The sequence below is a fragment of the Asaia sp. Ae19-3 genome, from assembly GCF_059801175.1.
On record NZ_JBCHWF010000002.1, the window covers coordinates 46061 to 69476 of the forward strand.

Sequence of the window (23416 nt, forward strand, 5' to 3'; positions counted from 1 at the left end):
CGCCTTTGCCTCGGGTTTTCTGAACTTGCCTATCCCGCAGAACCCGCCCTCCTCCTCAAGAGAGGCGCGATCTGCATTGGCCCTGCGCAAGGGAGGGCCAATGCGCTCGAGGGTCAGACGCAGATGATTTCCACGTGGTCATCGAAATGCTTCCGCCCCGCAGGGGTGGACGCGAAGCTGTCCCGCAAGCGGGTCGACAGGGCAGCGAGGGTTGGATCGGCAGTCTTCCTGTCCGGGGTGATCTCGATCGAGGCGGCTTCGTCCTCGACGGGGTCGCTGGGCGGTATCATCTCCGGGGCAACCGCATCTGCGTCGTCGCCTGTGACGTCCTCGCCCGGGTCCTCATCTTCGGCATCCGTGTCATCCGTGTCGGTGTCATTCCACCGAGCGAGGCGTCTGGCCTCTTCGGCGGCCTGAGCGCGCCAGACGGCCACGGCCTGCGCGAACCCGGCCTCGGGCGGCACCCAATGACCCTGCCCCACGTGATTAATCAGGCTGGCTCGCATGAGCTTGCCAGTTGCCTGTTCCTCAAGACCGAGTGCCTGGACGGCTTTGGTGATACCGGACTTGGAGTAGGTCTTGAGGAACTCCTCAAAAGCGAGGCTCGGCATATGCGCATCGGCATTGAAGTGAACGCCCAGCAGCTGAGCCGAAAGGCCGCTGCCGGAGTGCATGCTGATCTCGCAATTCGAGATCGATTTCAGCACTGTGATCGCATGCTGGCGGAGCAGATCGGGATCGCGAACGAGCACACCTTCAGGAAAGAGGGCGCTGCGTGCCCGGGTTCTGGCGTTGTTCGCATAGGCACAATCTCTGGAGCGATCGCCATCAACGCGGATATTGCTGTTCGACAAAGCGAGCAGGAGAGCGCCGACCAGATCCCAGGGATCGACATCGGCAACCTGAGCATCGAGCGCCTCGTCCAGCGCCCGTGTGCGGATCTCGCCGATCATCGTGTTGCCGGTGCCCGAGATATCGGCACGCTCCTTTTTGGCGACGGGAGCAGGCGCATATGTCCCTGACGACGAGGACGGTGCGGCGACCTCATATCGCCGGAAGTTCCACTCCTTCACCAGGAGCGTGCGAGGATCCAGCGCGTAAGCCTGTCCTTCTGTCGTATCATCGTAATGACTCTTCCCGAATCCATCCGGGAAAAGGGGATAACCGTACTCACTACACTCGATCCGGATCTTGTCCTCGCCGAGAATGCTATCAATCCACGCGGACTGCGCAGCGGAAAATGCCAAAGCGTCCCGTGTATAGCGGCTATCCTGGTCGGCGGGCGCAAAAAGATCTTCTTCCCAGACGATCCCATGCTCCTTTGCCAGATCGTCGCCAAAACGGGAATCGCGCGCGTAAAATTCGTTATGGGAGAGGGCGTGTGCCAGCTCGATCCACTCGAAGCTCTGTGCTTCCTTTGGCGTCAAACGATACTGGACAGGGTCAGAGCCGTCCTGAACATGGTCGGACCACATTTCAAACCACGCGGCCTCCTGTTCCTCGATCGGCGATTTCGCAATGGCTGCGCGAGCTTTACCCTCGGGTCCGTAACCAAGCGCAATAGCGTCTAGAATGGGGGGGTGCAGACGAGACAACAGTTCGAGCTGTTTCAAGTCGGTCGGCGTAATCATCATTGCCTTGCGAATCTGGGCGTCGCTCAGCCCTTTTTCTTTGCGCAGCCTGACCACGAACGCCCATTGATCGGGTTCGCTCATGGCCTGCCGGATCATATTCTCTGACCCGGCGATGAGCGCATCGAGTTTCTCGTCTGCCTCAGTGACGTGAACCGGGATCTCCGTGAGTTTGGCCTTGATGCACGCACGAACGCGTCGTGAGCCGGCGATGATTTTCAGCGAACCATCTTCCTGCTCACGGACTAAAGGCGGGTGAATGAGACCGGCAATCTGGATGTTGAGTGCAAGGCGGCGGTCATCCTCTTCGGAGGCTGGTGAGCGGCGCGGGTTCGTGTCGTTGGCCACGAGTGTCCTGGGATCGACAAGGCGCAGTTCGGGTGTCGCATTGGTCATGGTCATGTCTCCTCATCTCCTGCGCCACGCGCAGGAGCGGTTTCATTCGTAGGTTTTGGGGGCGTCAGGCGCTGAAGAGGTAGGCTTCGTGCTCGACGATGCGCTGGGTGTGCGAGATGGATAGATCGCATGTGGCAAGGTCGAAGACCGCTTCGCCGTAGCCGCCTGCCCCGTCGTTCCATTCTGGCTTGGACCGAAAAAGAACGATCTGGACGCAAAGCCAGGCAACATCGCTCAGTGTGTCAGGAAAAATCAGCGCGATCTGAGCCGGAAGACCCATGGCATCGACGGCTTCGGGCAGGCGGATTGCTTCAGGAGAGGGCTCGCCTTCAGATGTCCCTTCGAAGCTGACCGTGGGAGCATCGATCCCGCCGTCCTGGCAGTCATAGTTCACTCTCAGTCGCGTACCCGCACCGGCCTTCATCGCATCCCAGATAAGCTCGAGGTTCTGTTGCAGCGCCTCCTGACGTAGTGCCTGGCGGCGTTTCAACTGCTCCATGTAATCAGGCCCAATCACTGAAGGACGTTCCATCTGGGGTGCGATCTGTTCGGACATTGTCCTGTCTCCGGCTTGTGTCTCGCGCTCTAATCTCTGCGCTTGACCATTCCGGTAGGTGGCGGGTCGGGCCGGGTCAGGCGCGGCGCGTTAGCGCCGGGACCGGACCCACGCGCAGCTTGCGAGCATGGGGAGGACCCACCGCTTGATGCGGACCGATCCCGTCACCTACCCCCTCTATCCTTTTTCCGTTCGTCGCCTTTCCCCGTCCGAGAACCTCGGAAGGGCGGGTCAACGGCTCACGCTGGGAGGGGCACATCGACGCTTGCGGCGACCGCGATCGGACGCACCCAGATGGGTTCGACACCGAGCATGAATGTCTCGCCATTCCATGCGGCCAGCAGTGTTCGACCCATGGTTTCCGCAATCGCGCGCGCCGCATCGGGCGGGACTGCATTGCCGATCCGCTCACGCCAGGCAGAGTCATTCAGACCGTCAAGCTCGGCCTGCTCCTCAGGATCGTAGAGCGACTGCAGTGCCGCCAGCTCGGCTGTCGTGAAGGGGCGATGCCAGGTACCGTCGAGGGCGCGGATAACCGCAACGAGCTTCTCGGTCGCGCAGGGCAGCGCCTGACGGGGATCAGCCACAGCCCAGCGGCCGTTATCATGGCCAGCAGCGGCGCTCACGGCGCCGGTCGCGTCATCCCATGAAACCACCCCATAATGGCCCGCGGTGAGGTAGGGATCTCCCTTTTCGCGCGACAGGTTCGGTCGCGGATCGGCGATGCGCTGTCCCGAACCTCCCGGCTCGCCGAGCATACCTTCATCCCCTGTCCAGGGGACGATCCTGTATTCATTCGCCAGTGCGGATCCGGCGAGGTCGCGCGGGTCTGCGACTGCATGCGGACCGCCTCCAACAAGCATTTTTCCCGTGACGACGGGAGCTGGCTCGTCCCAGCGCCGGATACCGTGCTGGACTGAGCGCTCGTGACCATCGATCCGAGGGTCGGCTACATTGAACCGTCCATTCGTCGCATTCGAGCGTCCTGCGACCACGCCAACTGCATCACTCCAGGGGACAACGCCGAGAGGGCCACCACGCCAGTTCTGTTCCGATACCAGAAGGTAGTCGCGCAGAACGCCGTTTTCCACAGCAAGCCGTTGTAAGGAACGCCAGTCCTTTCCAGCTTCGACAAAAGCAAGTCTGGCCCAGGTCTGCCACTGGAGACGAGGCACGCGGTGCATCGGTCCTGCGAGTGGATCGCCCGGCAGGCGCATACGCCCCAGTACATCGCCCACGCCGCCGATTGCGCGTTTGGGTGGTTCCCAGAGGAACGGCCGCACCTTGGCGGCATGCCGCGCGACGAGGAGAAAACGCTTGCGCGATTGCGACAGCCCGCCCAACGCGCCGCAGTCATGCGTCGTCTCGGCGACAGCGTACCCATAGCTCCCAAGAAGCGCCACGATCTGATCGAGCAGGTGCCTGCCACGGGTCGCGATGCGCGGCACATTTTCGAAGAGAATGAATTCGACCGGATCCTCTTTGTACGCTTCCAGAGCAAGCCATATACCGCGAAGCGTCAGGCGGTTGAGCGCCTGATACCGCCCTGTCCGGCTCATGGTTTCTGACAAGAGACCGGAAAATCCCTTGCAGGGTGCAGACAGGAAAAGGATGTGCGGCTTGCGGTTATTGAACGCGCGATGAATGTCGGCCGTGGTTGCTTCGGACCAGTCGGGCGCAGGGTCTGCGCCATGGAAATCCCGATACTGACCACGATCGAACAGGTCTAGGACGGTGCCCTTGACACCTGACAGGCGTTCAAAGTCGCGGATTGCTGCAGGATCCACATCGATCCCGCCGAGACATTCGAATGACGCTGTCAGGGCGCCGCGTCGGGCCTTGGCTGCGTTGAAGCCCTTTGCTCCCCCGCCGAGGCCGCAGAACAGATGTGCGTGTGTGATAACGTGATGCGTCGTCAGGTCTGGCATGATTTCTTCTCCCTTTACGACTTCCCGGCTAGTCGTCAGGGGCGGTCCGGGTCAGTCGCGGCGCACAAGCGCCGGGACCGGACCCACGCGCAGCTTGCGAGCATGGGGAGGACCCACCGATTGAGGCGGACCGGGCCTGTCGGCTAACCCCTCTCTCTCTGTTCCAAGCGGCTATCGGGATCTCTTTCACCCGATGCGGCATTGGGCAGGGGCAGTCGGGCTGCCACCTTGGCAATCGTCAGAAGAGACCCAGTTGCACCGGGTCTGCGCTCGGCATCATCGGCGCCCCGGCGGGGGCAAGATGTTTGTATTTCGCGCTAAGCGCCGCGAGCATCGCGCGCTCGGTGCGCTCCTTTTCGCGGCGTAGTTCACTGCGATAAGCGTCGGCGAGACGCGCAGCGCGCAGCCGGTTCTGGATCTCGCGCTCGACATCGGACCAGGTATGGGTCGGCTGGCCCCAGCAAGGGTAAGCCTCGATCTGTTCGAGGAACGCAATTCGCGCCTGGGTGGTGGAGAGTTGCTCTTCCCAGAAACCGCTGATGTCATAATCGGCGATGAACCCGAACATATTGGACAGGCGCCGATAGAGGCGCTTGTTCCATGCACTGCGCGGCATGCCGCGCGCGATGAACGAGAGAAGCATATCGCCCATGCGCGCCTTGTCTTCGGCGGTCTCAAACGACGTCGCAACAAATGCGTGAGACGCCAGAGGCGGATTGCGCAGCGTGGCGCATTTGAGTTCCGCGCTCATGCGGCGATGCAAACCCGCGGCTCACGGCGCCATGCGCCGTGATAGCGTGCCACATCAGGCAAGGAGGGATACCGGCTATCGGGCGCAGCACCTGCGTCCTCGAGCGCGCGCAGCCAGCTGACCGAGCAGGTCATGCGTGTGCCAGATGTGAGCGATCGCAGAACGGCCAGATCGGAGCGACCGGAGATCGTACGATCTTCCCAGTGACCCGTTACCGGGTTGCGGCAGGCTGCCGCATAGGTCCCGTTGAGGAAGCTCTCGAGAATATAGGGTTCAGACGCGCTTACATCTGTGCGGGCCTGAGCATTGCGGAGGCTACGGGGAATGCGAAAGATCGTGCCGGCGGCAATTGTGCCGACGCGCAAAGGGTTATCCCCGCCCTGAAAGGGCGAGGTGTAATACTGTCGCAGCATGGTGCGCTCCTATGTCAGGGATGTGGACGCCTGCTGTGCAGGCGCCGAGAAATCAGGCAGCGACGAGTTCAGCGTCCTCTGGCTGCATTGCAGCCTCTTCTGCAGGCAGGATGAAGTTGGCGGCCTCTGTGGCCAGACGGGCTGCGGTGAAGACCGCGCGCTTGTCGTCCTTCATGAGGGCGAGCCAGGACCCGATATAGCTGGCGTGATCCGAGCGCGGCGCGATACCCAGCTCGGCCATCACGAAAGCCGCCGTCATCTCCGCAACCAGTTCCTCGGCTCCATAGCCATGGGTTCCGAAGCGGTTCGACAGATCGCGAGCGAGGCGATGTTCTGCTCCCGACCAATGGGCAAGTTCATGAAAGGCGGTGTTGAGAAAAGCGGACTGCTCGGTGAAGGCCTCACGCTGCGGGAGAGCGATGTAGTCCAGAACGGGCGAGTAGAAAGCCTTGTTTCCGCCAAAGCGGATATGGGCTTTGGTGGCAGCAATCACGGCCTCGGCAGCCTCGTAACGCTCGGCCAGTCGCGTATGAGCCGGAAGCTCGCATGCGCTTTCAGGCAAGCCCTCGCATTGCTCGATGTTGAAAACAGTGTAGCGCTTGAGAAACGCGATCGTCTTTGGATCGTCGCGCTCGGCCTGGCTCTTGGGCACAAAGCGATTGGCATAGAAGACTCTCGTGCCTTTCTCGCCTTTGCGGACATTTGCGCCCAGCTTTTCAGCCTGCCTGTAGGTCAGCCAACGCTGTGCGCTAAAACCGCCTGTTTGCCCGGCGATCCAGAGCAGGATGACGTTGATCCCGCTATAGCGGCTTTCCGTCGTCGCATTACGCGGCAAGGACCCTGACGTCATGGTGTTGGTCCACGGCTGAACCCAAGGCGCATAGCCTTTTTCGAGTTCAGCGATGATGCGGTCGGTCGTTTCCTGGTGAAGGTCGGCGCGGGTACGGTCGGTCATGGGAGAGGCTCCGGATTTGGTGTGTGCTCTTTCTCTGAGCTTGACCTCTCCGGTAGTTGGCGGGTCGGGCCGGGTCAGGCGCGGCGCGTAAGCGCCGGGACCGGACCCACGCGCAGCCTGCGAGCATGGGGAGGACCCACCGCTTGATGCGGACCGATCCCGTCAGCTACCTCCCCTCTCCTCCCTCATTCTGTTGCGACCACCTCGGCGGGCGCCTTTGCCGGTTCCGGGTGGATGCGATCGTCATCGAACTCGACATCTTCTGCCACCGTATCAACGCCGGCAGGAAAGCCACTTTGGTCGATCCAACAGATAATTCCCTCGCGACGGTCGGTGACTTCGATATGTTCCGGCGTACCGGTCCGTTGCATCATCTCGCGTGCGGCAGCCTTGGCCCGTTCGATGATTTCGTCGGGACTATCGGCCGCTATCTCCACACTGTCATAGGCTCGGAGCCAGAAGCCGATCTTGACGGTGTATTGGGGCATTACGCGGCCTCCCTGGCGGCGAAGGCATTTGGCGAGACCAGCTTGAGCACGGGCTCCCTCCCCTTCGACGGTCCGTGAACCGTCGCCTTGTTGTATATGGGGCGTTCATCGAGCGTGTGGAACGCGAAGAACAGCGCAGCATGCAGCGGATCTCGCAAGGGGCTCAGCTCCCACAAGGCGTAATCACTATCTCCCTGCGGCGTCATCAACGCCTCAAGCCTTCCGAGACGCTCCCGCTGCCACGATTGGAGCTTCGACCGTGTCAACCTGATCGACGCGGAAACTCCGATGCCGGTCTCGCCGAAGCCATCCGGTGTCAGGGCACGCGCGAGGGTTGAGCGGTTCTTGCGGATATAGGCCTCTGCCTGCGTGCTGTGGGCATTGGAAAAGCGCATCCCGCCACCTTCACAAGAGGCCGCGTATTCGACGACCTTGCGCATGACGACCCACTCGCAATCCGCGCCAATCAGATCCCAGGAACGGGAACGCGCGCCGGTATCGCAGTCATACATATTGTTATCGCCCCCCAGTTCGAAGAGCATGAAATAGTCATCCCTCCCATGCTCGGTCGGGCAAGAAATGGCGAGCTGGGCGGCCGTGAATTTCACAGCCACCTGATCATAGACGATGCGATAAGACATAGCCGGCCTCCCTCAGTATTCAGAGGTCAGCATGACGACCTTGGCCCCAAGGTCCTCGTCAATTCTGACATAGAGTTCGAGGCTCTCCAGGGGGAAGTCCGTGTAAGGAATGTCCTGGGCAAAGAGTGTTACCGGCTCCCGCCCGTCCTTGCCTCCGTCCGTGCATGTGACGACGGCAGTGCTTGTCTTGAGATCGACCTGCAAAGACCATGCTTCGAATGGCTCTCGCCGAACTTCCGGATCGAGGCGTGCAGACGCGATCACATCGACAAGCCAGCCTGCCCCGTTTTTGACCAGAAATGCAGCGCCGTCTGAGAGAACCAGGCCGAATGTATACCGATGATGTTGCTCGGCGCCGTAGAACTGCGCGAGGTTGGCTTTGGTAAGGTTAATCGTCATGGAGATCTCCGGGGTTGTCTCGCGCACCTTGATATTCTCTGCGCTTGACCCTTCCGGTAGCTGGCGGGTCGGACCGGGTCAGTCGCGGCGCGCGAGCGCCGGGACCGGACCCACGCGCAGCTTGCGAGCATGGGGAGGACCCACCGATTGATGCGGGCCGATCCCGTCAGCTACCCCCTCTCCTTCCCTCAGGCGGCTATCGGGGTTTCACCCACTTCCGATGCAGCATTGGCGTCCGCGTCCGAGGCAAGATCGGCCTCGAGATCTGCAAGAGCGCGCTTCTTCTCATCGAGCGCAGCCTGGTCGCGGAACGGCGTGCCAAGCCGCGCGCGGTAAGCCGGCAGGCGGGCGGTGATCTCGTCACGCGCCTTGCGGGTTTCCATCAGCTCTGTCTCGATGCGGCCGAGCCGGTGCTCGATTTTCGAAATCAGGCCAAGCGGCTTGGTATCGCGATCGAACGACACTTCGGACGGGCTGGACGTGAACGCGATCGCAAGGCCTGCCTCGATCTTCGGCGTTCCATCATCCAGAAACCGCGTCTGTGCTGCTTCGAGCAGGATCTCGAAACCACCGATGCGACCGAGACGCCACGAGCCTTCCTCGCGGTTCTTCTCCACCCTGCGCGCCTGGGACAAAAGCCACGCCCCGGCTTTCTCGCGCTCGGCCAGAACGCCCCGCGACCCCTCGAAGGAAAAGACCTCGCCGCGCGTCTCCACACGCTGCGCGAGATCGGCCTCCAGGGCTGGGATCCGACGCTCGAGCGACGCCAGCTCACGCTCGCCAGTCTGGATCGAACGACGGACAGCGAACTGGTCATCGTAATGCGCGGCTGCGAGACGCTCGAGACGCGCAAGATCGGCTTCCAGCCCGGCTTTTTGCATCAGGCGCATATCGCCAGAGGCGAGCGCCTTGGCCATAGCGAACTGGTTGCCCTCATCGTTGATATCCTCGATCCGACGGATCGAGCGATCGCCTGACATGGCGAGCGCGATGAAGCGCAGTTTGCGCTCGAGAAGCTGCCAGTTGGTCGCATCGACCGAGCCTTCCTGCGCATAGGCGTAGATCTCGATTTCGGCATGCTGGTTGCCTTGTCGCTCGATACGGCCCTCGCGCTGGATGATGTCAGAAACGAGCCAGGGCACATCGAGATGGTGCAGAGCCTTCAGACGGGCCTGGGCGTTGACGCCCGTGCCCATGGTGGCGGTGCTGCCAATCAGGATGCGCTTGCGCCCTGCGTTCAGATCGCCAAACAGGCGAAGCTTTGCCGCAGCCTTCTTGTAATGCTGCATGAACGCGATTTGATCGGCGGGTACGCCGAGACGGATCAGCTCGTCGCGGATGTGCAGATAGGCCGAGAACCCGCGTTTCTCGAACGCGGCTTCCGTGCCGAGATCGGAAAAGATCATCTGCACGGCGCCTGAAAGCGGCGCGGTCTCCCCTGTCTGCAGATCGCGATAGATGTTCTCGCTCGTCTCGACCCAGATCCGATGGACGCGAGCGATCAGATCGTCGAGCTTGCTGGACTCTTTAGCGCCCCAGCCCACAAGACGTGGGTCGATAGCGGCATGTCGGGCATCATTGATGACCGAGAGCAGAATATCGTCGCCCTTCTGGGGCTTGCCTTCCCGCTCCTCGATCGCCTTGATCCGGTACGCAAGCGTACGCTGATAGGCCCTGAAGTCGTCATTGGCGGGCGTGACGACGATCGCACGGTGTCCGCCCTTGATCGCGGGCAGTTTGACGTAGCGGCGCAGATCGTCTTGTTGGACCACATCGGCGAAATGGCGATACATGGCCATAAGATCAGCGACGTTGACGAACTCGGTGAAACGCGTGACGGGCTTGTAGAGCCCGCTCGGCTGCAGCTCGAGCTCGGTGCGGGTCTCGCCGAAATTCGCGGCCCAGGCGTCGAACTCGTGGAGATCGCGTGCGCGTAGATCCTCGAGTGCCATGAAGCGCTGGACAGTGAACAACTCTCCAATCGTGTTCGTGATCGGTGAGCCCGATGCGAGGATAAGCTCGCGACCGGAATTGCTACGGGCGAGATAGCGAGTTTTCACGAACAGATCCCAGGCACGCTGGCTACCATTCGGGTCCACGCCCTTCAGGTCGGACTGGTTCGTCGCGAAAGAGAGCTTGCGGAACTGTTGGGCCTCGTCGACCATGATCTGATCGATGCCGATCTCACCGAGATGCACCAGATCGTCCTTGCTGCCCTGCAGGCTCTCGAGACGCTCCTGCATCCCCTCCTTCATACGCTCGATGCGCTTGCGCGAGAGGCGATCATTAGCATCGACATTATCGAGGATGGCCTCGTAGGACGCGATCTGGTCCTCGATCATCTCGCGCTCGAAACTGCTCTCGACCGGGATAAACTTGAAGGCATCATGCGTGATGATGATGGCGTCCCAGTTCCCCGTCGCAGCACGCGCGATGAAACTCTGGCGCTTGGCCTTCACGAAGTTCGTTTCGTCGGCGACCATGATATTCGCGGTCGGGTAGAGCATCAGGAACTCGCGAGCCATTTGCGCCAGGCAGTGCCCCGGCACGACGATCATCGCCTTGGAGATGAGACCGAGGCGCTTTTGCTCCATCACGGCCGCGCACATGGAGAAGGTCTTTCCGGCACCCACGGCATGCGCCATGTAGGTGCGCCCCGAGGCGATGATGCGCCAGATGACGCGCTTCTGGTGGTCGCGCAGCATGATGGCCGAGCTGGCACCCGGCAGACGCAGGTGGCTTCCATCGAAGAGGCGCGGGACGAGATTGTTATAGGTCTCGTTATACAGGCGTACGAGGCGGTCGGCGCGCTCGCTATCCTGCCAGACCCAGTCCTGGAACGCATTGCGGATCGCCCGGAGCTTCTCCTTGGCGGCCTCGGTCTCCTTGGCGTTGAGCACGCGCTTTTCGACCCCGTCCTCCTTATAGGTGTCGAAGATCTTCGGGCTTGCCTGTGTGAGGGCGTCCTCGAGCAGCTCTCCGGCATGACGGCGCTCGGTCCCCCAGACCGAGGTCGCCTCGGCGCGACCGGCAAAGGCACCCTTGTCGATCGACCAGCAGGCCACGGCAGCGGTGTGGTAGATCCGGGCTTCCACCCCGATCACCTCGGACACGAAAGCCGTCACGACCTCGACAGGAACCCACGGCGCACCCAGACGGGCGGTAATATCGCTCGGACGCAGATCCTCGGGCTGCACGGCCTCGAGGGCTGAGACGTTGCGCGCGTAGCGTGCATCGCGCGCAGCGGCTTCGCGTGCCTCGGCGAGCTTGGTGCGCACGGCACCGGAAAGATACTCGTCAGACGTCACCCATACCGGGCGGCCATTGCTCGAGCGGCTTGGCTCGAGGAAGATGCTGCTGCCCAGCTCGGCCGTCACGGCTTCTTCGCTCTGCCCCATCAACTCGGCCACGATCGGCAGCTCGACGCGTCCGGCCTCGTGCAGGCACACGGCCAGGGCGTCATGGACGGAATGGATCTCGGGTTCGGACGGCGCCTGAATGACGCGATCGGTAAAGAGCGGCCCCGGCTCGGCCGTGTCGGTCTCCTCGTCATAACGCTCGATCGAGGACACGAGCCAGACATCGGGATCGTCGAGAAAGGTCTGCAGGTTCGGGCGACGCTGGGTCTCGCTCTCGGCGCCGGTCACGGCGTCGACGCGGGTTGTCGTCTTCGTGTGGTTGATCGGGCCGAACTGGCGCGTGAAGTTCAGCCAGGCACGCTTGAGGCTCGCCTGCAGACCGGCAAACGGCTTGTTCTCGAACTGTGCCCGCAGCACGGCGCGGGTCGCATCGCGCACGGGGATCATCGCCTCGATGATACGCGCGTGCTTCTGGAAGATGCCCTCCTTCTGCTCGCCCTTGCGAATGGCGACCACCCTCCCCTGCCCGCCGACGATCTGGTGCAGGATGCCACCTTCCATGAAGTAGCTGCCTTCACGCAGGTCGCCGCCCTCTTCGCGCGTCTCCTTTGCAGGGCGGACGATGCGGCTATCGGCCACGGGCGGGAAACGCAGTGCAGGCGCAATGCGGCCGAGGGCTTCGGGGAGTGCGTCAGCCAGATCCTGTCCGTCGCGGGCAACGCAGGTGTAGTCCATGCCAAAGGCCGTGCTGGCCCAGCCATGAAAGCCCAGGACCTGCTCGGGGTGCGCTTCCATCCACGCATTGATGCGCAGAGCCCCATCCCCCATGTTCGTGCCTTCGATATCGACGCAGGACAGCCAGGTCTCGTCACCCGGCATCTCGCCGATCTCGCGCTTGCGGAAGAACACGATATCCACGACCACATCCGTGCCGGCATCGGCGCGCATCGTGCTGGCCGGCAGGCGCACGGCCCCCAGGAACTCGGCTTCCTCATGAATGAGCGTGCGCGCACGGGCATCGGTCTTGTCGAGCGTGTGGCGCGAGATCACGAAGGCCGCGACCCCATTGGGGCGCAGGGCATTGATCGAGCGGGCCAGGAACCAGTCATGGAGCGACAGTCCCTTGAGGTCACGCGGCTCGGCCTGGCTCACAGTGCGGTTCGAGAATGGCGGGTTGCCGATCGCCAGATCGTAGCCTGTGCTCAGCTTGGCACGGGTGAAGTCCTCTGCGCGGATCCACTGCTTCGGATAGAGCTTCGCGGCAATACGCGCCGTGAGCGGGTCCATCTCGATGCCGGTGAAGGCGATCTTCCCCTCGAGCTTCTCCGGGCGCGATGCGACGAACAGGCCTGTCCCGCACCCCGGCTCCAGCACGGACCCGCCCGCAAAGCCACGCGCCATCATGAAGTCCCACATGGCATGGACGATCGTTTCAGGGGTGTAGTGGGCATACTGGGTCGAGCGTGCGAGGGCGCTACGCTCTGCCTCGGTGGTGCAGGCTTCGAGATCGGCACCCAGCTTTTCCCAGCCCGCGCGATAGGCTTCATCGGCGCGTGGGAAGAGCGCATTCGCCAGCTCCCCTGCCCCGAACCCGGTGAAGCGGCTCAGCTGCGCCTGCTCTTCGCTCGTCGCGTTACGGGCTTCGCGCTCGAGGGTCGCGACCAGCTTGATCGCCTCGATGTTGTCACGCGCACGCGCCTTCCAGCCTTGGGCCAGACCACGCAGACCGGCGAGACGGAAATCAGTCTGAGGAATGACGAGGGGTTCGACCGCAGGCAACGCTGCGCCTGGTGCATCGCCCTCTTCGCCAGCCAGTTCACCCCAGAATAGGTTCGCATTGCCATCAAGGGCGGTATCGCCAAACAGGCTGAGTTGGAAATCGGCGTTCGACATCGGCTGGCATCCGTGCAGGACCGGACCTCACCTGCGCTCTTTGACGCGGGAGGATGCGGTGATTGGAGAGGATCCGGGATCGAGATTTTCTTTTCTCTCTCCCTTCTCCATCTCCGGCACCGGGACCCGGCGGCAGGGTTAAGCCCGGTGCGCTCGCGCGCCGGCACCGCAGCCACGCGCAGCGACCGCAGGTCGTGAGCATGGCGAGGCGCCACGGCTTAGCCATGACGGCGGGTTCTGGTCCGCCTCTCTCCTTTCTACTCGTGTAGGACTCAGCCTCTCACCACCAGGCCGTCGCTAGACGACGAGTTGGATCATCAGGTCATGTCGAAGGACGGGGGTTCACGGGTCTACCGTAGGTCTTCCGTCTCCACAGCCAAGCAATGCTGGTGATGGAGGGCCGGTAAGGAGTAGACGGTAAGTCTACCAAGAGGCGCGCAGAGCGGGGCTCTCGACAACACCCTCCCTCCCCTGCCGGGGCAGGGGAGGTCAGCAGTCTACCGTAGGTCTTCCGTCTCCACAGCCAAGCAACGCTGGTGATGGGGGGCCGGTAAGGAGTAGACGGTAAGTTTACCGAGAGGCGCACAGAGCGGGGCTCTCGACAACACCCTCCCTCCCCTGCCGGGGCAGGGGAGGTCATTAGTCTACCGTAGGTCTTCCGTCTCCACAGCCAGGCAACGCTGGTGATGGGGGGCCGGTACGGAGCAGACGGTAAGTCTACCGAGAGGCGCGCAGAGCGGGGCTCTCGACAACACCCTCCCTCCCCTGCCGGGGCAGGGGAGGTCATTAGTCTACCGTAGGTCTTCCGTTTCCACAGCCAGGCAACGCTGGTGATGGAGGGCCGGTACGGAGTAGACGGTAAGTCTACCGAGAGGCGCGCAGAGCGGGGCTCTCGACAACACCCTCCCTCCCCTGCCGGGGCAGGGGAGGTCATTAGTCTACCGTAGGTCTTCCGTTTCCACAGCCAGGCAACGCCGGTGATGGAGGGCCGGTACGGAGTAGACGGTAAGTCTACCGAGAGGCGCGCAGAGCGGGACTCTCGACAACACCCTCCCTCCCCTGCCGGGGCAGGGGAGGTCATTAGTCTACCGTAGGTCTTCCGTTTCCACAGCCAAGCAACGCTGGTGATGGAGGGCCGGTACGGAGTAGACGGTAAGTCTACCGAGAGGCGCGCAGAGCGGGGCTCTCGACAACACGCTCCCTCCCTTGCCGGGGCAGGTCGGCAGTCTACCGTAGGTCTTCCGTTTCCATATCCAAGCAATGCTGGTGATGGAGGGCCGGTACAGAGTAGACGGTTAGTCTACCGTAGGTCCTCCGTTCTAGGATCTGGAGAACCCAGGGGAGGGAGAAAGGCAACATCCACTGTCGCCCACAGTGCCAGCTCGCTTGCAGCGTACGAGACTAATTACCCTCTCTCTCCAAAGCTTCAACTGCGCGCTCGAAGGTCTCAGAGACCTTCGTGCCAAGACGCTCAGCAATCGCGTAAAAGCGCTCAGCATATTCCTCGGTTGTCTTGACGCTCATGACCCTATTGCGCCCAGTCCTGTAGGCCCTAGGTTTTCTACGCACCTCAACATCGGCGGGTCGTCTAGCCTCACCTGGAGCCTCGACGCTCTCTCGGCTTACAAAACGGGACCCCTCGGAGGCTCGATCAATCTCTGAAGCGTCGGGGCGCTGATCTCTACGCCCCTTTGCTTTGAAGGACGATAGATCAAGCCCAGTATCTGGAACCGGATTCGAGAAAACGCTGATCCTCTGATTCATCTCAGATCTCCCTGATTCTGCTGAATACGAAGTATCACCTCACGCGCCAACGCGGCCACATTAGCTGTCGCACCTTCCAAATTGCGCACGTTTTTTGGATCTAAGGATCGAACAGAACCGCCGAACGAGAATATAGCCCGATAGGCGTCACGTTCGTGAACCTGAACGTTGAATACTGGCACCCCATTGTCCTTGAAATCTGCCTCAATCGCAGAAAGCGTACGAGGCCGAATGGCCGCACTCGTGCACGTAAACAAGATGGCGCAAGGAATGGTTATCCGAAATGCCTGTTCCTGTTGGCGTACTTCCCTAACCGCTGCAACTGCCTCTACCGCATCTAAGGCCGAACCTCTGGTCGGGATGATAACCAGATCTGCGCGGCTCATCGCGTAGGGGACCATGCGAGACGCTGTACCCTCCAAATCGACGATAACAAAGGCACTCTCTTCAGCCTCTTTATCGATAGTCGTGATGATCGTTTTTTCCGTGACGTCCTCGATAACCTTCACACCGTCCGGTTTTCCTGGAAGCGTCGACCAGCGAGCGACAGGCTTATTCGGATCGGCGTCGATCAGAGTGACAGATGCTCCATTGTGGGCCAGCTCAGAGGCGAGAAGAATGGCGGTAGTCGATTTTCCCGCGCCACCTTTCGGAGAAGCAAAAACGATTGTTGGCATCAGTATCTCTCGCTGTTCGGTGCAACGCACCGTTGAAACTACCGGCAGTCTACTTAGGGAACACGGTAAGTCAACGGTTTACCTTTGGTAGACCGTTATGAAACGTGATGCCAATTGGTATCTACGCCTGATCATCAATCAGAACCGACTACGGCCCGGATTACGGGCCTTCACACTGGCTTCGTCGATATAAGTCTCGACAACCTGGAGGCTCTTGTGACGCGAGAAACGCTTGAGCTCGAGCAGGTCGTATCCATCTTGGGCGCCGGTGTTGATCGCACCGCGCCGCAGGCTGTGACCTGAGAAATCACCTTCCAGTCCCGCCGCGGCGCATCGCTTGCGAATGATATCCGCGATCGCACGGTCGGAAAGCGCGTCCTCGCCGATCTTCGGTAGGGTAGGGGAGGGCATACCGGCTTTGACCTGGGCAGGTAGCCAGACCCTACGAAACACTGACCCCTCTTTGATACCCGCGACACGGAACCAGGCGTTAAGCGCGAGGATAGGACAGTGACGGGTTATCCCGGAGGGGATGCCGATCAGTTCGCCTTTCCGCGCCTTGTCGCCCTTCGAATGACGCAGACGAACGATCAGGCCGTCTTCCGAGAACGTCAGGTCAGACACAAGCAACCCTGACAGCTCGGAACGGCGAAACGCTCCGGCAAAACCCAAAAGCAGGATGGCCCGGTCTCTGCGCGAGGTCGGATCCAGACCGGGTATCGCGTCAACTGCCTCCGTCAATGACTCCCAGGTGAGAGCGGTCTTCTGCTCCGGCTGTGGGTTGATTGCATTGCGCCGAATACCTGCCAGAGCCCCTGAGACCAGGGGATGGCTTGTAGGAATCGCGATCTGCGCCAAGTGATGCAGATAGCGCAGGGCAGCGCGATGGATGTCGATCGTGGATACCTTGCGCGCACGCAGTGCCATATCAGAGAGATAGGCAGCGACGTCATCGCTGCGAGCTGGAAGGGCAGGGAGGTTATGGTCGCTCGCCCAGCGGCACCAGCCACGCACAGCCGAGCGATAGGTCCGCAGCGTGTTGCCTGACTTGGCTAACTGGTTGAACACCTCGGCGGCATCGCGGGCTGTCTGCAGAGTCCCGTCGTGCTCGGGTAGGATGATCGAGGAGACGTGGGAGAACCACGCCGAAACGGCAGCAGGCGGTTGGCCGATAGGGCAGGGGGGTAGCTCGGCGAGCGCTCTACCTCGCCCGGCGCCGCCCGCGTCCTCCAGCGCCCCTACGAAGCGAGGCACGCCGCTTTCCACCTCGAGACACAAAGTCAGCTTGTGCTGTTTGGGGAGAACGCCCACCACCCTTCGTAACGCTACAAAAGCCTGATCACTCGTTTCAGCAGGCTCAGCGATCGTTGTGTCGGCAGCAAAATCGCCGTTTGGTAATTGGCCACCGGCCAGAACTACGGGAAGGGGAGGGGTGAACACGGCCTTCGATAAGATCGCGGTCGCGTTGCGCAGTTCTGTATCTCCGATGAGACCAATGGCGGTACCACCCAGGCGATCGAGGACGGCTTGCCGGCCTGCCGATCGGCTTCCAAACAACCGAACTTCATCAATCATCGACATGCAGTCCGACTAAACCTCATTCCTACTTACAATACCGACCCACAACTGGCCAGGAGCGTCCTGCGAACAAGCAAGACCTGCTAACCCACTCGAAAAGGAGAGCTAACGGCCGAATGACCAGCCACGTGCGCGCAACCAGAACCGCCTTAGTCTCGGATCCACCCAGATAGGCGTATACAGTGATTCAATTCAAAGTCTGCTGTCCACAAACAGATATACCCGGAGTAAAAATGAGGTCGATGCTATTGCCTCACACAGGGCAATACAGCATGTTTTTTATCTCACAAACGAGAGCTTCAGGATGTCACGAAATCCCTTCATTAGATCGGCGCGGATCACACCCAAGCACATACAGCGTAGGGTCTCTCCGCTTGGCCTGAGAGATATTATTCTAAGCGTGCCGCCCTACTTTTCCATACGAGAATTACATCGCACCCTCATCGCTGGCGTCATTCCTGCGCTGGCTTTCGTCTTGGCCTTACCGATAGTATTCTGCATCTTAGCGGTATCGGTTTTCGCTTGGTTCCTCGTTTTCAATTCAAGCAATTACCTTGCGACCGTTGTTCAGCTTGTCATGCAGCATACTTCCCAAGCAAGTCTGGTCGGTTTTTTCGATACAACTCGTGCTGAGATCATTCGAGGCGCCGAGGAGGTCGTCTTAGCCTTCGTTTTCACCTGCGGCTTTTGTGGATGGCTTAGGCGCCTTAGTACAGACCGCCAACCGCGCGGCACCTAAATGAACGAGCGGCCCACTGTAAAGAATGCCCGCCGGAATCGAGCAAGCTCTGCTCTGAGGGGATCAAGCTGCCTCTTCGCGACGGTAGAGAACAGCACAAGGCGCTGCTTAAGATGACGAATAGATGGATTAAATCATGCCGCGTTATATAGTCAATATTACCATGCCGGACGGGTCCGATACCGTCGTTCAGGCAGACTTTGCCTACGAAGCTGCAGAGGTTGTCCAAACAACTGAGAGCCCCCTGAAGGTGCGTAGAGTTGAAGACGCACAGACGCGGCAAGAATGGTTCGGTGACGATATTGAGCAATTTGTGAAATTTGCTCGCGCGTGATGAGTTCTGGTTCCTCGAAGCTCTGTCCGAGGCGCTACGTGCCCTTATTCCACCGCTCAAAGTGACCATGCCAACAGGGAGGAGGGAAGCCATGACTGACAACCACACCACGGTCGGAACAGCGTGCGAACGCGTGGATTGCAACTGTGATAGAAGTGCCGGGAGTCTTGGCGAACGAACGCTATGCCGGACGCCGTTAGGATCTGATCACGGCCAAGTCCGGTTTAGGATCCCGCCGTTCTGCTGACGTTATTATTTCAGTCTTTGTAGATCCCGTCCTGGTCACACTGTGGGCAATACCCTCCGCCAGGGTTGCCTTTCCATCCGCATCGTCCGCAGATCAGCACCTCATCCTCATCGATACGAGCGGCAGGATGATAAGGATCTGCATCCCAATCGTGCATCATCCACTGGTCACACACCTCCAGAGGGAGGTCTGTCACCGCCTGCACAAAGCCGACTGCCTCCTGTGTGTGATAAACTGGGGTCCCGTTCTCTGTTCTGATGAATGATGCAAACTTCGTTCTATCAGCGGCCAGGACTTCGCTGCCGCTTGCTGCATCGGCGTCAACTATCCCAATCAGCGCTGCATAGCGAAACCCGGCGTTGCTGAGACAATCACGGAGTTCTCTGTCACCTTCCCAAGGAAAGGGCTTACTCTTTTTAACCATCTCGTTAATCCAACAGCTGAGTGATACATGGATAATTTAGCTTATGGGCTGCTGCTCCTCAATCTTTGTTTCGTATAATTTACGAAGAGCAGTCCAGTATCGGGGTTAGGTTGTCAGAGTCGATGGACGGCACACCCTCGCTTATTCCCAGGAAATATTTTCAAAGAGATAGCAAAGCCTAATTTTTTCATCGCAGGTGCCAATCGATTAGCATAGCCGACCCCAGCTAGAACCGCAGCTTCTGGCCCGAAAACCCTTTCAAAATGATCTGGTAGATACTCATTTTCACCAGCGCGGACTATCTGCCGAGCACATTCGTCGACCTTGGTCTGCGAGAGTGAGTTAGACAGTCTCCTTTTCTCATCTTCGGTTAATTTATTAAGCTCTGTTGGTTTGGGTGGATCAAGGCGACGGACCGAACACCCCTTCTTGTTTCCAGGAAATACTTTCAAGGAAATAGCAAATCCGAGTCTCTTAAGAACAGGAGACAGTCGATTGGCATAACCTATACCTGCCAAAATAGCGGCTTCACTCCCGAATTTCCTCTCGAAGTCTTCTTGTGAGTAATCAGCTTCGCCGGCGGCCACAATTAGTTTAGCATATCCTTCGACTGCTCCGTTTGAGAGGGAGGATAACAGCTTTCGTTTCTCAGACTCATTCATTTTATCATGCTCTCCGGGGATTGGTTGTCGATCTGCGTCACGTAGGCATCGTTATCGATATATCTGGACCATGAACGAATTGGCGTAGCAGCAGCAAACGTAGGCTAGCCCGAAATTAAAAAAACCAGCAGTAAACCGTGCGGCAGTGCCCAGGACGCGCCCATAGGTTGCGTCGACGAGGCTAAATGATAAAGGACCTTTGGGGCCTACAATCACCCCCAAAAGAATGAGCGCCGCTTGCGTGAATTCACCGCATAACTGCCAATGGTATTCTACGTGGAAAAACATGCATCCGCATGCGGCAAAAGCGAAGGGCAGAGACCTTAAAATGCCTCTCTGAGAAAGATGTTTTGTATCACTGAAACCATCTACATCAGAAATATTGTTTGTTTTCACCATTTCTATTTTCCTGTGGAATGGATTGAGCAACACATGTGCCACTTCGTGCAGAGGATTCACTATACCTATGAATGGCCACTTCCGGCTACCACCAAGGTGGGGGGGATTGGTTGTCAGGCATGACTTTCTTCGGTGACGGGTGAACCAAAACCTATCGCGGCCGCTTGACGGTGAAGCAGTACGGTGAATTCCGAAATGTCCACATCATCACCGTAAGTCGGCCAAGAACATCCGAGCAGAATTTGAGCCACCGCGTCAGCGAGAAGATCGCGGACCTCACTGTCCACATCACCGTGGTCGGCTAGCTTGATGCGAGCCTTTGGATTCAATTCGAGTAGCGCCCGGCACTCGTCCCTTGAAAGATTCCATTCCAACCTGAACTTGTAGAAGGAAATTGCCTCGTCGATCTGCTCGTCTGATGGCTCCGCCTTGACGTTATCGAGGTAATAACGGGCCCCGCTTCGCTGTAGGAATAGAAGTGATGGAACACCCTCGACCAGCTCTACGCCGCGATGGGCAGCTTGTAATACTTGGCGCGGTGATAATGTCATGATCGGTATGATCCTTTATTAATTCTGGGGATTGGTTGTCACAAGTTTGGTGCAATAGACACCCGGCTTTTCGGTCAATGAGCGGACGGGCGTCTCTTGCGATGCATCGTTACTACATCATCAGGGTTCGCCGTAGGAGCTGCTGCGATGATACGCTGCCAATACGCTTCTGCGCTCGGGACTATGCCTCGTCTTTCTGCGAACTCCAGGAACGCACGCGTTGTAAGAATGTCGATATCGGCGCTCACCCCATAATCGCCAATCATGCGAGGCACGCGACCGTTCTCGTAGACAATCAAGACCGCATTGGGCGACTGATCGACCTCGTCGCGGAGCCACCCGACGATCGACAATTCCCCGGCACCTCTCCACCGGAACGTAGGATCAGCACGCCTCGCTGTGAGAAATGCCCGGCCAACGTCTGTTGTCTCAACAAAAACTGGCGCATTTGATCCAGGTACGAGGCCAGCATCAAGCCACGCCTGAATCTCTTGAGCACCCGGCTTATCGAGGGAGGCAGTCGCTTCAAGAGCGACCATGTCGGTTACCACGACACGGCCTCCCACCTCATGCAAGAGATGCAATGCCTTCGCCTGTGCGAGATGAATCAGTGGACCAGTGTCAGGAACGATAATGTCCGGCCGTTCAATCTGCGCTTGCGGCTCTTCAGAAACAGTCTGCATCGTCATCCCCTGCTTCGATTTACATTATCACCATAACCTGCCACCGCATGAAAGTCAACAAACTTGACAACAAATACAAGTCGCTATATCTAAAATCCAGACCGGTTGAACAGGATCCATAATTTGTCTGACTCCGATCCCTCCACGACAAAAAGACATTTGGTCGGCTATGTGCGGGTCAGTACATCCGATCAGAATAATGAACACCAGATCGACTCTCTTATTAAATTCGGGGTGGACCCTCGGGATATTTTTGAAGACAAAGCTAGCGGCAAAAACATGGCACGGCCTGGTTGGAAAGACTGCTGGCGGGACATTCGCGAGAACGATATTTTAGTCGTTCACTCTATCGATCGTCTCGGTCGCGATTTGGTCGAGGTCGTACAGACAGTCAAAGCCTTACATGATCGGGGCGCCGACCTAAAAGTGTTGACGATGGATCTCGACACGAGGACACCTACAGGACGTCTAATCTTCGCGGTTGTCGCCGCCATGGCGCAGTGGGAGAGGGAACTAATCGTTGAGCGGACTCGAAACGGATTGGCCGCCGCACGCGCAAAAGGAAAAAAGGGGGGACGCAAGCCTACCCTGACAGATGAACAGGTCACCGAAGCACTGGCCAGAATACAGGCAGGCGAGAATGCTAAGACGGTCGCCGCCGAATATGGGGTATCGCGCCAAGCTATCTACAAGCGGTCTAAAAACGTGCGGAAGGAAATCGAAGGTGACTGACAACCAGACAACCGCACTTGTCCGGCTGTCCGCCGACGAGCTGGAGCAGCTCAAGCACGAGCTGGTGGGGACGTGCCAGACGATCGATGCGGCGCTGGAGACCCTGGCGCTCGATGTCACACCGGAGGTGGCCGAAGATCAGCTTCTGGACGGGTCGCCGTCTGTCGAGCGGTGTGTTGGCTGCGAATGGTGGTTCGAGAGCAATGCTCTGGAGGTTGACGGCGCCGGAGACGCACGATGTGAGCAATGCTGGCCGGAAGGTCAGGAAGCATGACTGACAACGAGACGACCGCATAGGAAGACATACCAGAACTCATTGTCTGGGATGGGGGGAAGCGGAAGGTCTGATATCGAAAAACAATAGCCGAAAGCTGCCGTTCGTGCAGGAACCGGCGGGTCGACCTACCTCAAGGCCAGGTTTCGCTCCGCACGCAGGTTGTTGCCAAGTTGGATCGAAACCGACCAATACTTAGCGTCGCTGACCGACGACATACGGGAGAATGCAGCGGCTTCCGGGTGCACCACCCCGCGCAAGTCCAGACAACATTTCGCACCCGGCCAGAACAGCCGATCAAGGCAGTTCCTTGGCGCATTCGGCTGCCAAGAACAGTTCGATGGCTTTAGTTATGGGCTCGTGCTCGTCCTGTGCGTCCGTCCCGGCCAGTATGGCCTCAAAAGCTACGTGACCTTTTGCCCGCAGCCGTTCGGCAATCGCCAGCGTGACGCGCCACCCGCAGCCGTTGGCAAAGTCTCCGTAGTCGAAGCGGCGTTGGTTGTACCATTTAGTAATCTGAACTTCCCACCGCGTGCCGACCACCGCCTCGATTTCAGAAATCTTGGTGAACCAGTTAGGGAACGTCTCAGATTCAATCACTCTCCCACGGAAAGTAGTGCCCTGGGTGTTCACCGCGACCATCTCCATCCCGGAGAAATGGGCAAGAACGTTCCAGTCCGAGGCGCTCAGCGACCCTTCGCTCGGGTGATTGTGGATGATACGACAACCAGTGGTCGAGTTGGCCGCTGCCAACATCTTAGCATTCATCTCGCCGCCTACGGCAGGCTGGATTTGCCGCGAGACCTCAGTCCGACCGACACCATCGAGCGCGATGTGAAGTTCGCTGGCCTCAGTCCCCGATCCTTTCTTGAAGGCGAGCTGGTGCGCCAGGACTTCAGTAATCGCATCCCGCTCGGTCTTGGTGAAAGGGAGAAAGGACAT

At 59.4% G+C, this 23416-nt stretch carries 20 protein-coding genes; 3 read left to right on the forward strand and 17 right to left on the reverse strand.

The features are described from left to right. Window positions 1-113: 113 nt before the first annotated feature. The 12 genes from AAID99_RS14540 to AAID99_RS14595 all read right to left on the reverse strand — a co-directional run bounded on the left by AAID99_RS14540 (window position 114) and on the right by AAID99_RS14595 (window position 17432). On the reverse strand, window positions 114-2033 hold the full coding sequence (locus AAID99_RS14540; protein ID WP_498494400.1) for a ParB N-terminal domain-containing protein: 1920 nt from the start codon (window positions 2031-2033) through the stop codon (window positions 114-116). A 58-nt stretch (window positions 2034-2091) separates the two neighbouring features. Next, on the reverse strand, window positions 2092-2583 hold the full coding sequence (locus AAID99_RS14545) for a hypothetical protein (protein WP_498494402.1): 492 nt from the start codon (window positions 2581-2583) through the stop codon (window positions 2092-2094). Window positions 2584-2822: 239 nt separating this feature from the next. Further along, a complete protein-coding gene (locus tag AAID99_RS14550) occupies window positions 2823-4511 on the reverse strand; it encodes a DNA cytosine methyltransferase (RefSeq protein ID WP_498494404.1) in 1689 nt (562 codons plus the stop codon). A 238-nt stretch (window positions 4512-4749) separates the two neighbouring features. Continuing rightward, window positions 4750-5262, reverse strand: a complete 513-nt coding sequence (locus AAID99_RS14555; protein WP_498494405.1) for a hypothetical protein — start codon at window positions 5260-5262, stop codon at window positions 4750-4752. Beyond that, window positions 5259-5675, reverse strand: coding sequence for a hypothetical protein (locus AAID99_RS14560; RefSeq protein ID WP_498494407.1), 417 nt, complete (start codon window positions 5673-5675; stop codon window positions 5259-5261). The genes AAID99_RS14555 and AAID99_RS14560 overlap by 4 nt, the downstream gene beginning before the upstream one ends. 52 nt (window positions 5676-5727) lie before the next feature. Next, window positions 5728-6630, reverse strand: a complete 903-nt coding sequence (locus AAID99_RS14565) for an ArdC family protein (protein WP_498494408.1) — start codon at window positions 6628-6630, stop codon at window positions 5728-5730. 185 nt (window positions 6631-6815) lie between these two features. Beyond that, the gene (locus tag AAID99_RS14570; RefSeq protein WP_498494409.1) at window positions 6816-7118 is read right to left on the reverse strand and encodes a hypothetical protein; all 303 of its coding nucleotides are present in this window, start codon (window positions 7116-7118) and stop codon (window positions 6816-6818) included. Next, window positions 7118-7759, reverse strand: coding sequence for a hypothetical protein (locus AAID99_RS14575; protein ID WP_498494410.1), 642 nt, complete (start codon window positions 7757-7759; stop codon window positions 7118-7120). Before AAID99_RS14575 ends, AAID99_RS14570 begins: the two co-directional genes overlap by 1 nt. Window positions 7760-7771: 12 nt before the next feature. Next, window positions 7772-8158: a DUF6876 family protein gene (locus AAID99_RS14580; RefSeq protein ID WP_498494411.1), complete on the reverse strand. Its 387-nt coding sequence runs from the start codon at window positions 8156-8158 to the stop codon at window positions 7772-7774. A 188-nt stretch (window positions 8159-8346) separates the two neighbouring features. Then, window positions 8347-13410: a helicase-like domain-containing protein gene (locus AAID99_RS14585; RefSeq protein ID WP_498494412.1), complete on the reverse strand. Its 5064-nt coding sequence runs from the start codon at window positions 13408-13410 to the stop codon at window positions 8347-8349. Between the two features lie 1760 nt (window positions 13411-15170). Further along, on the reverse strand, window positions 15171-15851 hold the full coding sequence (locus AAID99_RS14590) for a division plane positioning ATPase MipZ (RefSeq protein ID WP_498494413.1): 681 nt from the start codon (window positions 15849-15851) through the stop codon (window positions 15171-15173). A gap of 138 nt (window positions 15852-15989) precedes the next feature. Beyond that, the gene (locus AAID99_RS14595) at window positions 15990-17432 is read right to left on the reverse strand and encodes a tyrosine-type recombinase/integrase (protein ID WP_498494415.1); all 1443 of its coding nucleotides are present in this window, start codon (window positions 17430-17432) and stop codon (window positions 15990-15992) included. Between the two features lie 872 nt (window positions 17433-18304). Between AAID99_RS14595 and AAID99_RS14600 the strand changes: the two genes are divergently transcribed. Continuing rightward, on the forward strand, window positions 18305-18502 hold the full coding sequence (locus tag AAID99_RS14600) for a hypothetical protein (protein ID WP_498494416.1): 198 nt from the start codon (window positions 18305-18307) through the stop codon (window positions 18500-18502). 257 nt (window positions 18503-18759) lie between these two features. Here the strand turns inward: AAID99_RS14600 and AAID99_RS14605 are convergent, their stop codons facing one another. From AAID99_RS14605 to AAID99_RS14620, 4 genes are all read right to left on the reverse strand, one after another. After that, window positions 18760-19173, reverse strand: coding sequence for a hypothetical protein (locus tag AAID99_RS14605; protein ID WP_498494417.1), 414 nt, complete (start codon window positions 19171-19173; stop codon window positions 18760-18762). A gap of 113 nt (window positions 19174-19286) precedes the next feature. Further along, complete coding sequence (locus AAID99_RS14610) at window positions 19287-19835, reverse strand: hypothetical protein (RefSeq protein ID WP_498494418.1); 549 nt, start codon at window positions 19833-19835, stop codon at window positions 19287-19289. A 512-nt stretch (window positions 19836-20347) separates the two neighbouring features. Continuing rightward, on the reverse strand, window positions 20348-20785 hold the full coding sequence (locus tag AAID99_RS14615; RefSeq protein WP_498494419.1) for a hypothetical protein: 438 nt from the start codon (window positions 20783-20785) through the stop codon (window positions 20348-20350). 74 nt (window positions 20786-20859) lie between these two features. Further along, the gene (locus AAID99_RS14620; RefSeq protein WP_498494420.1) at window positions 20860-21474 is read right to left on the reverse strand and encodes a PIN domain-containing protein; all 615 of its coding nucleotides are present in this window, start codon (window positions 21472-21474) and stop codon (window positions 20860-20862) included. A 117-nt stretch (window positions 21475-21591) separates the two neighbouring features. On the opposite strand from AAID99_RS14620, the gene AAID99_RS14625 reads away from it, so the two are divergent. Both AAID99_RS14625 and AAID99_RS14630 read left to right on the forward strand, forming a co-directional pair. Next, window positions 21592-22200, forward strand: coding sequence for a recombinase family protein (locus AAID99_RS14625; protein WP_498494421.1), 609 nt, complete (start codon window positions 21592-21594; stop codon window positions 22198-22200). Continuing rightward, entirely contained in the window at window positions 22193-22474 is a 282-nt protein-coding gene (locus tag AAID99_RS14630) for a hypothetical protein (protein WP_498494423.1), read from the forward strand. The genes AAID99_RS14625 and AAID99_RS14630 overlap by 8 nt, the downstream gene beginning before the upstream one ends. 297 nt (window positions 22475-22771) lie before the next feature. Here the strand turns inward: AAID99_RS14630 and AAID99_RS14635 are convergent, their stop codons facing one another. Continuing rightward, window positions 22772-23416 carry a hypothetical protein gene (locus AAID99_RS14635; protein ID WP_498494424.1) on the reverse strand — a complete coding sequence of 215 codons (645 nt, stop codon included), beginning with the start codon at window positions 23414-23416 and terminating at the stop codon, window positions 22772-22774.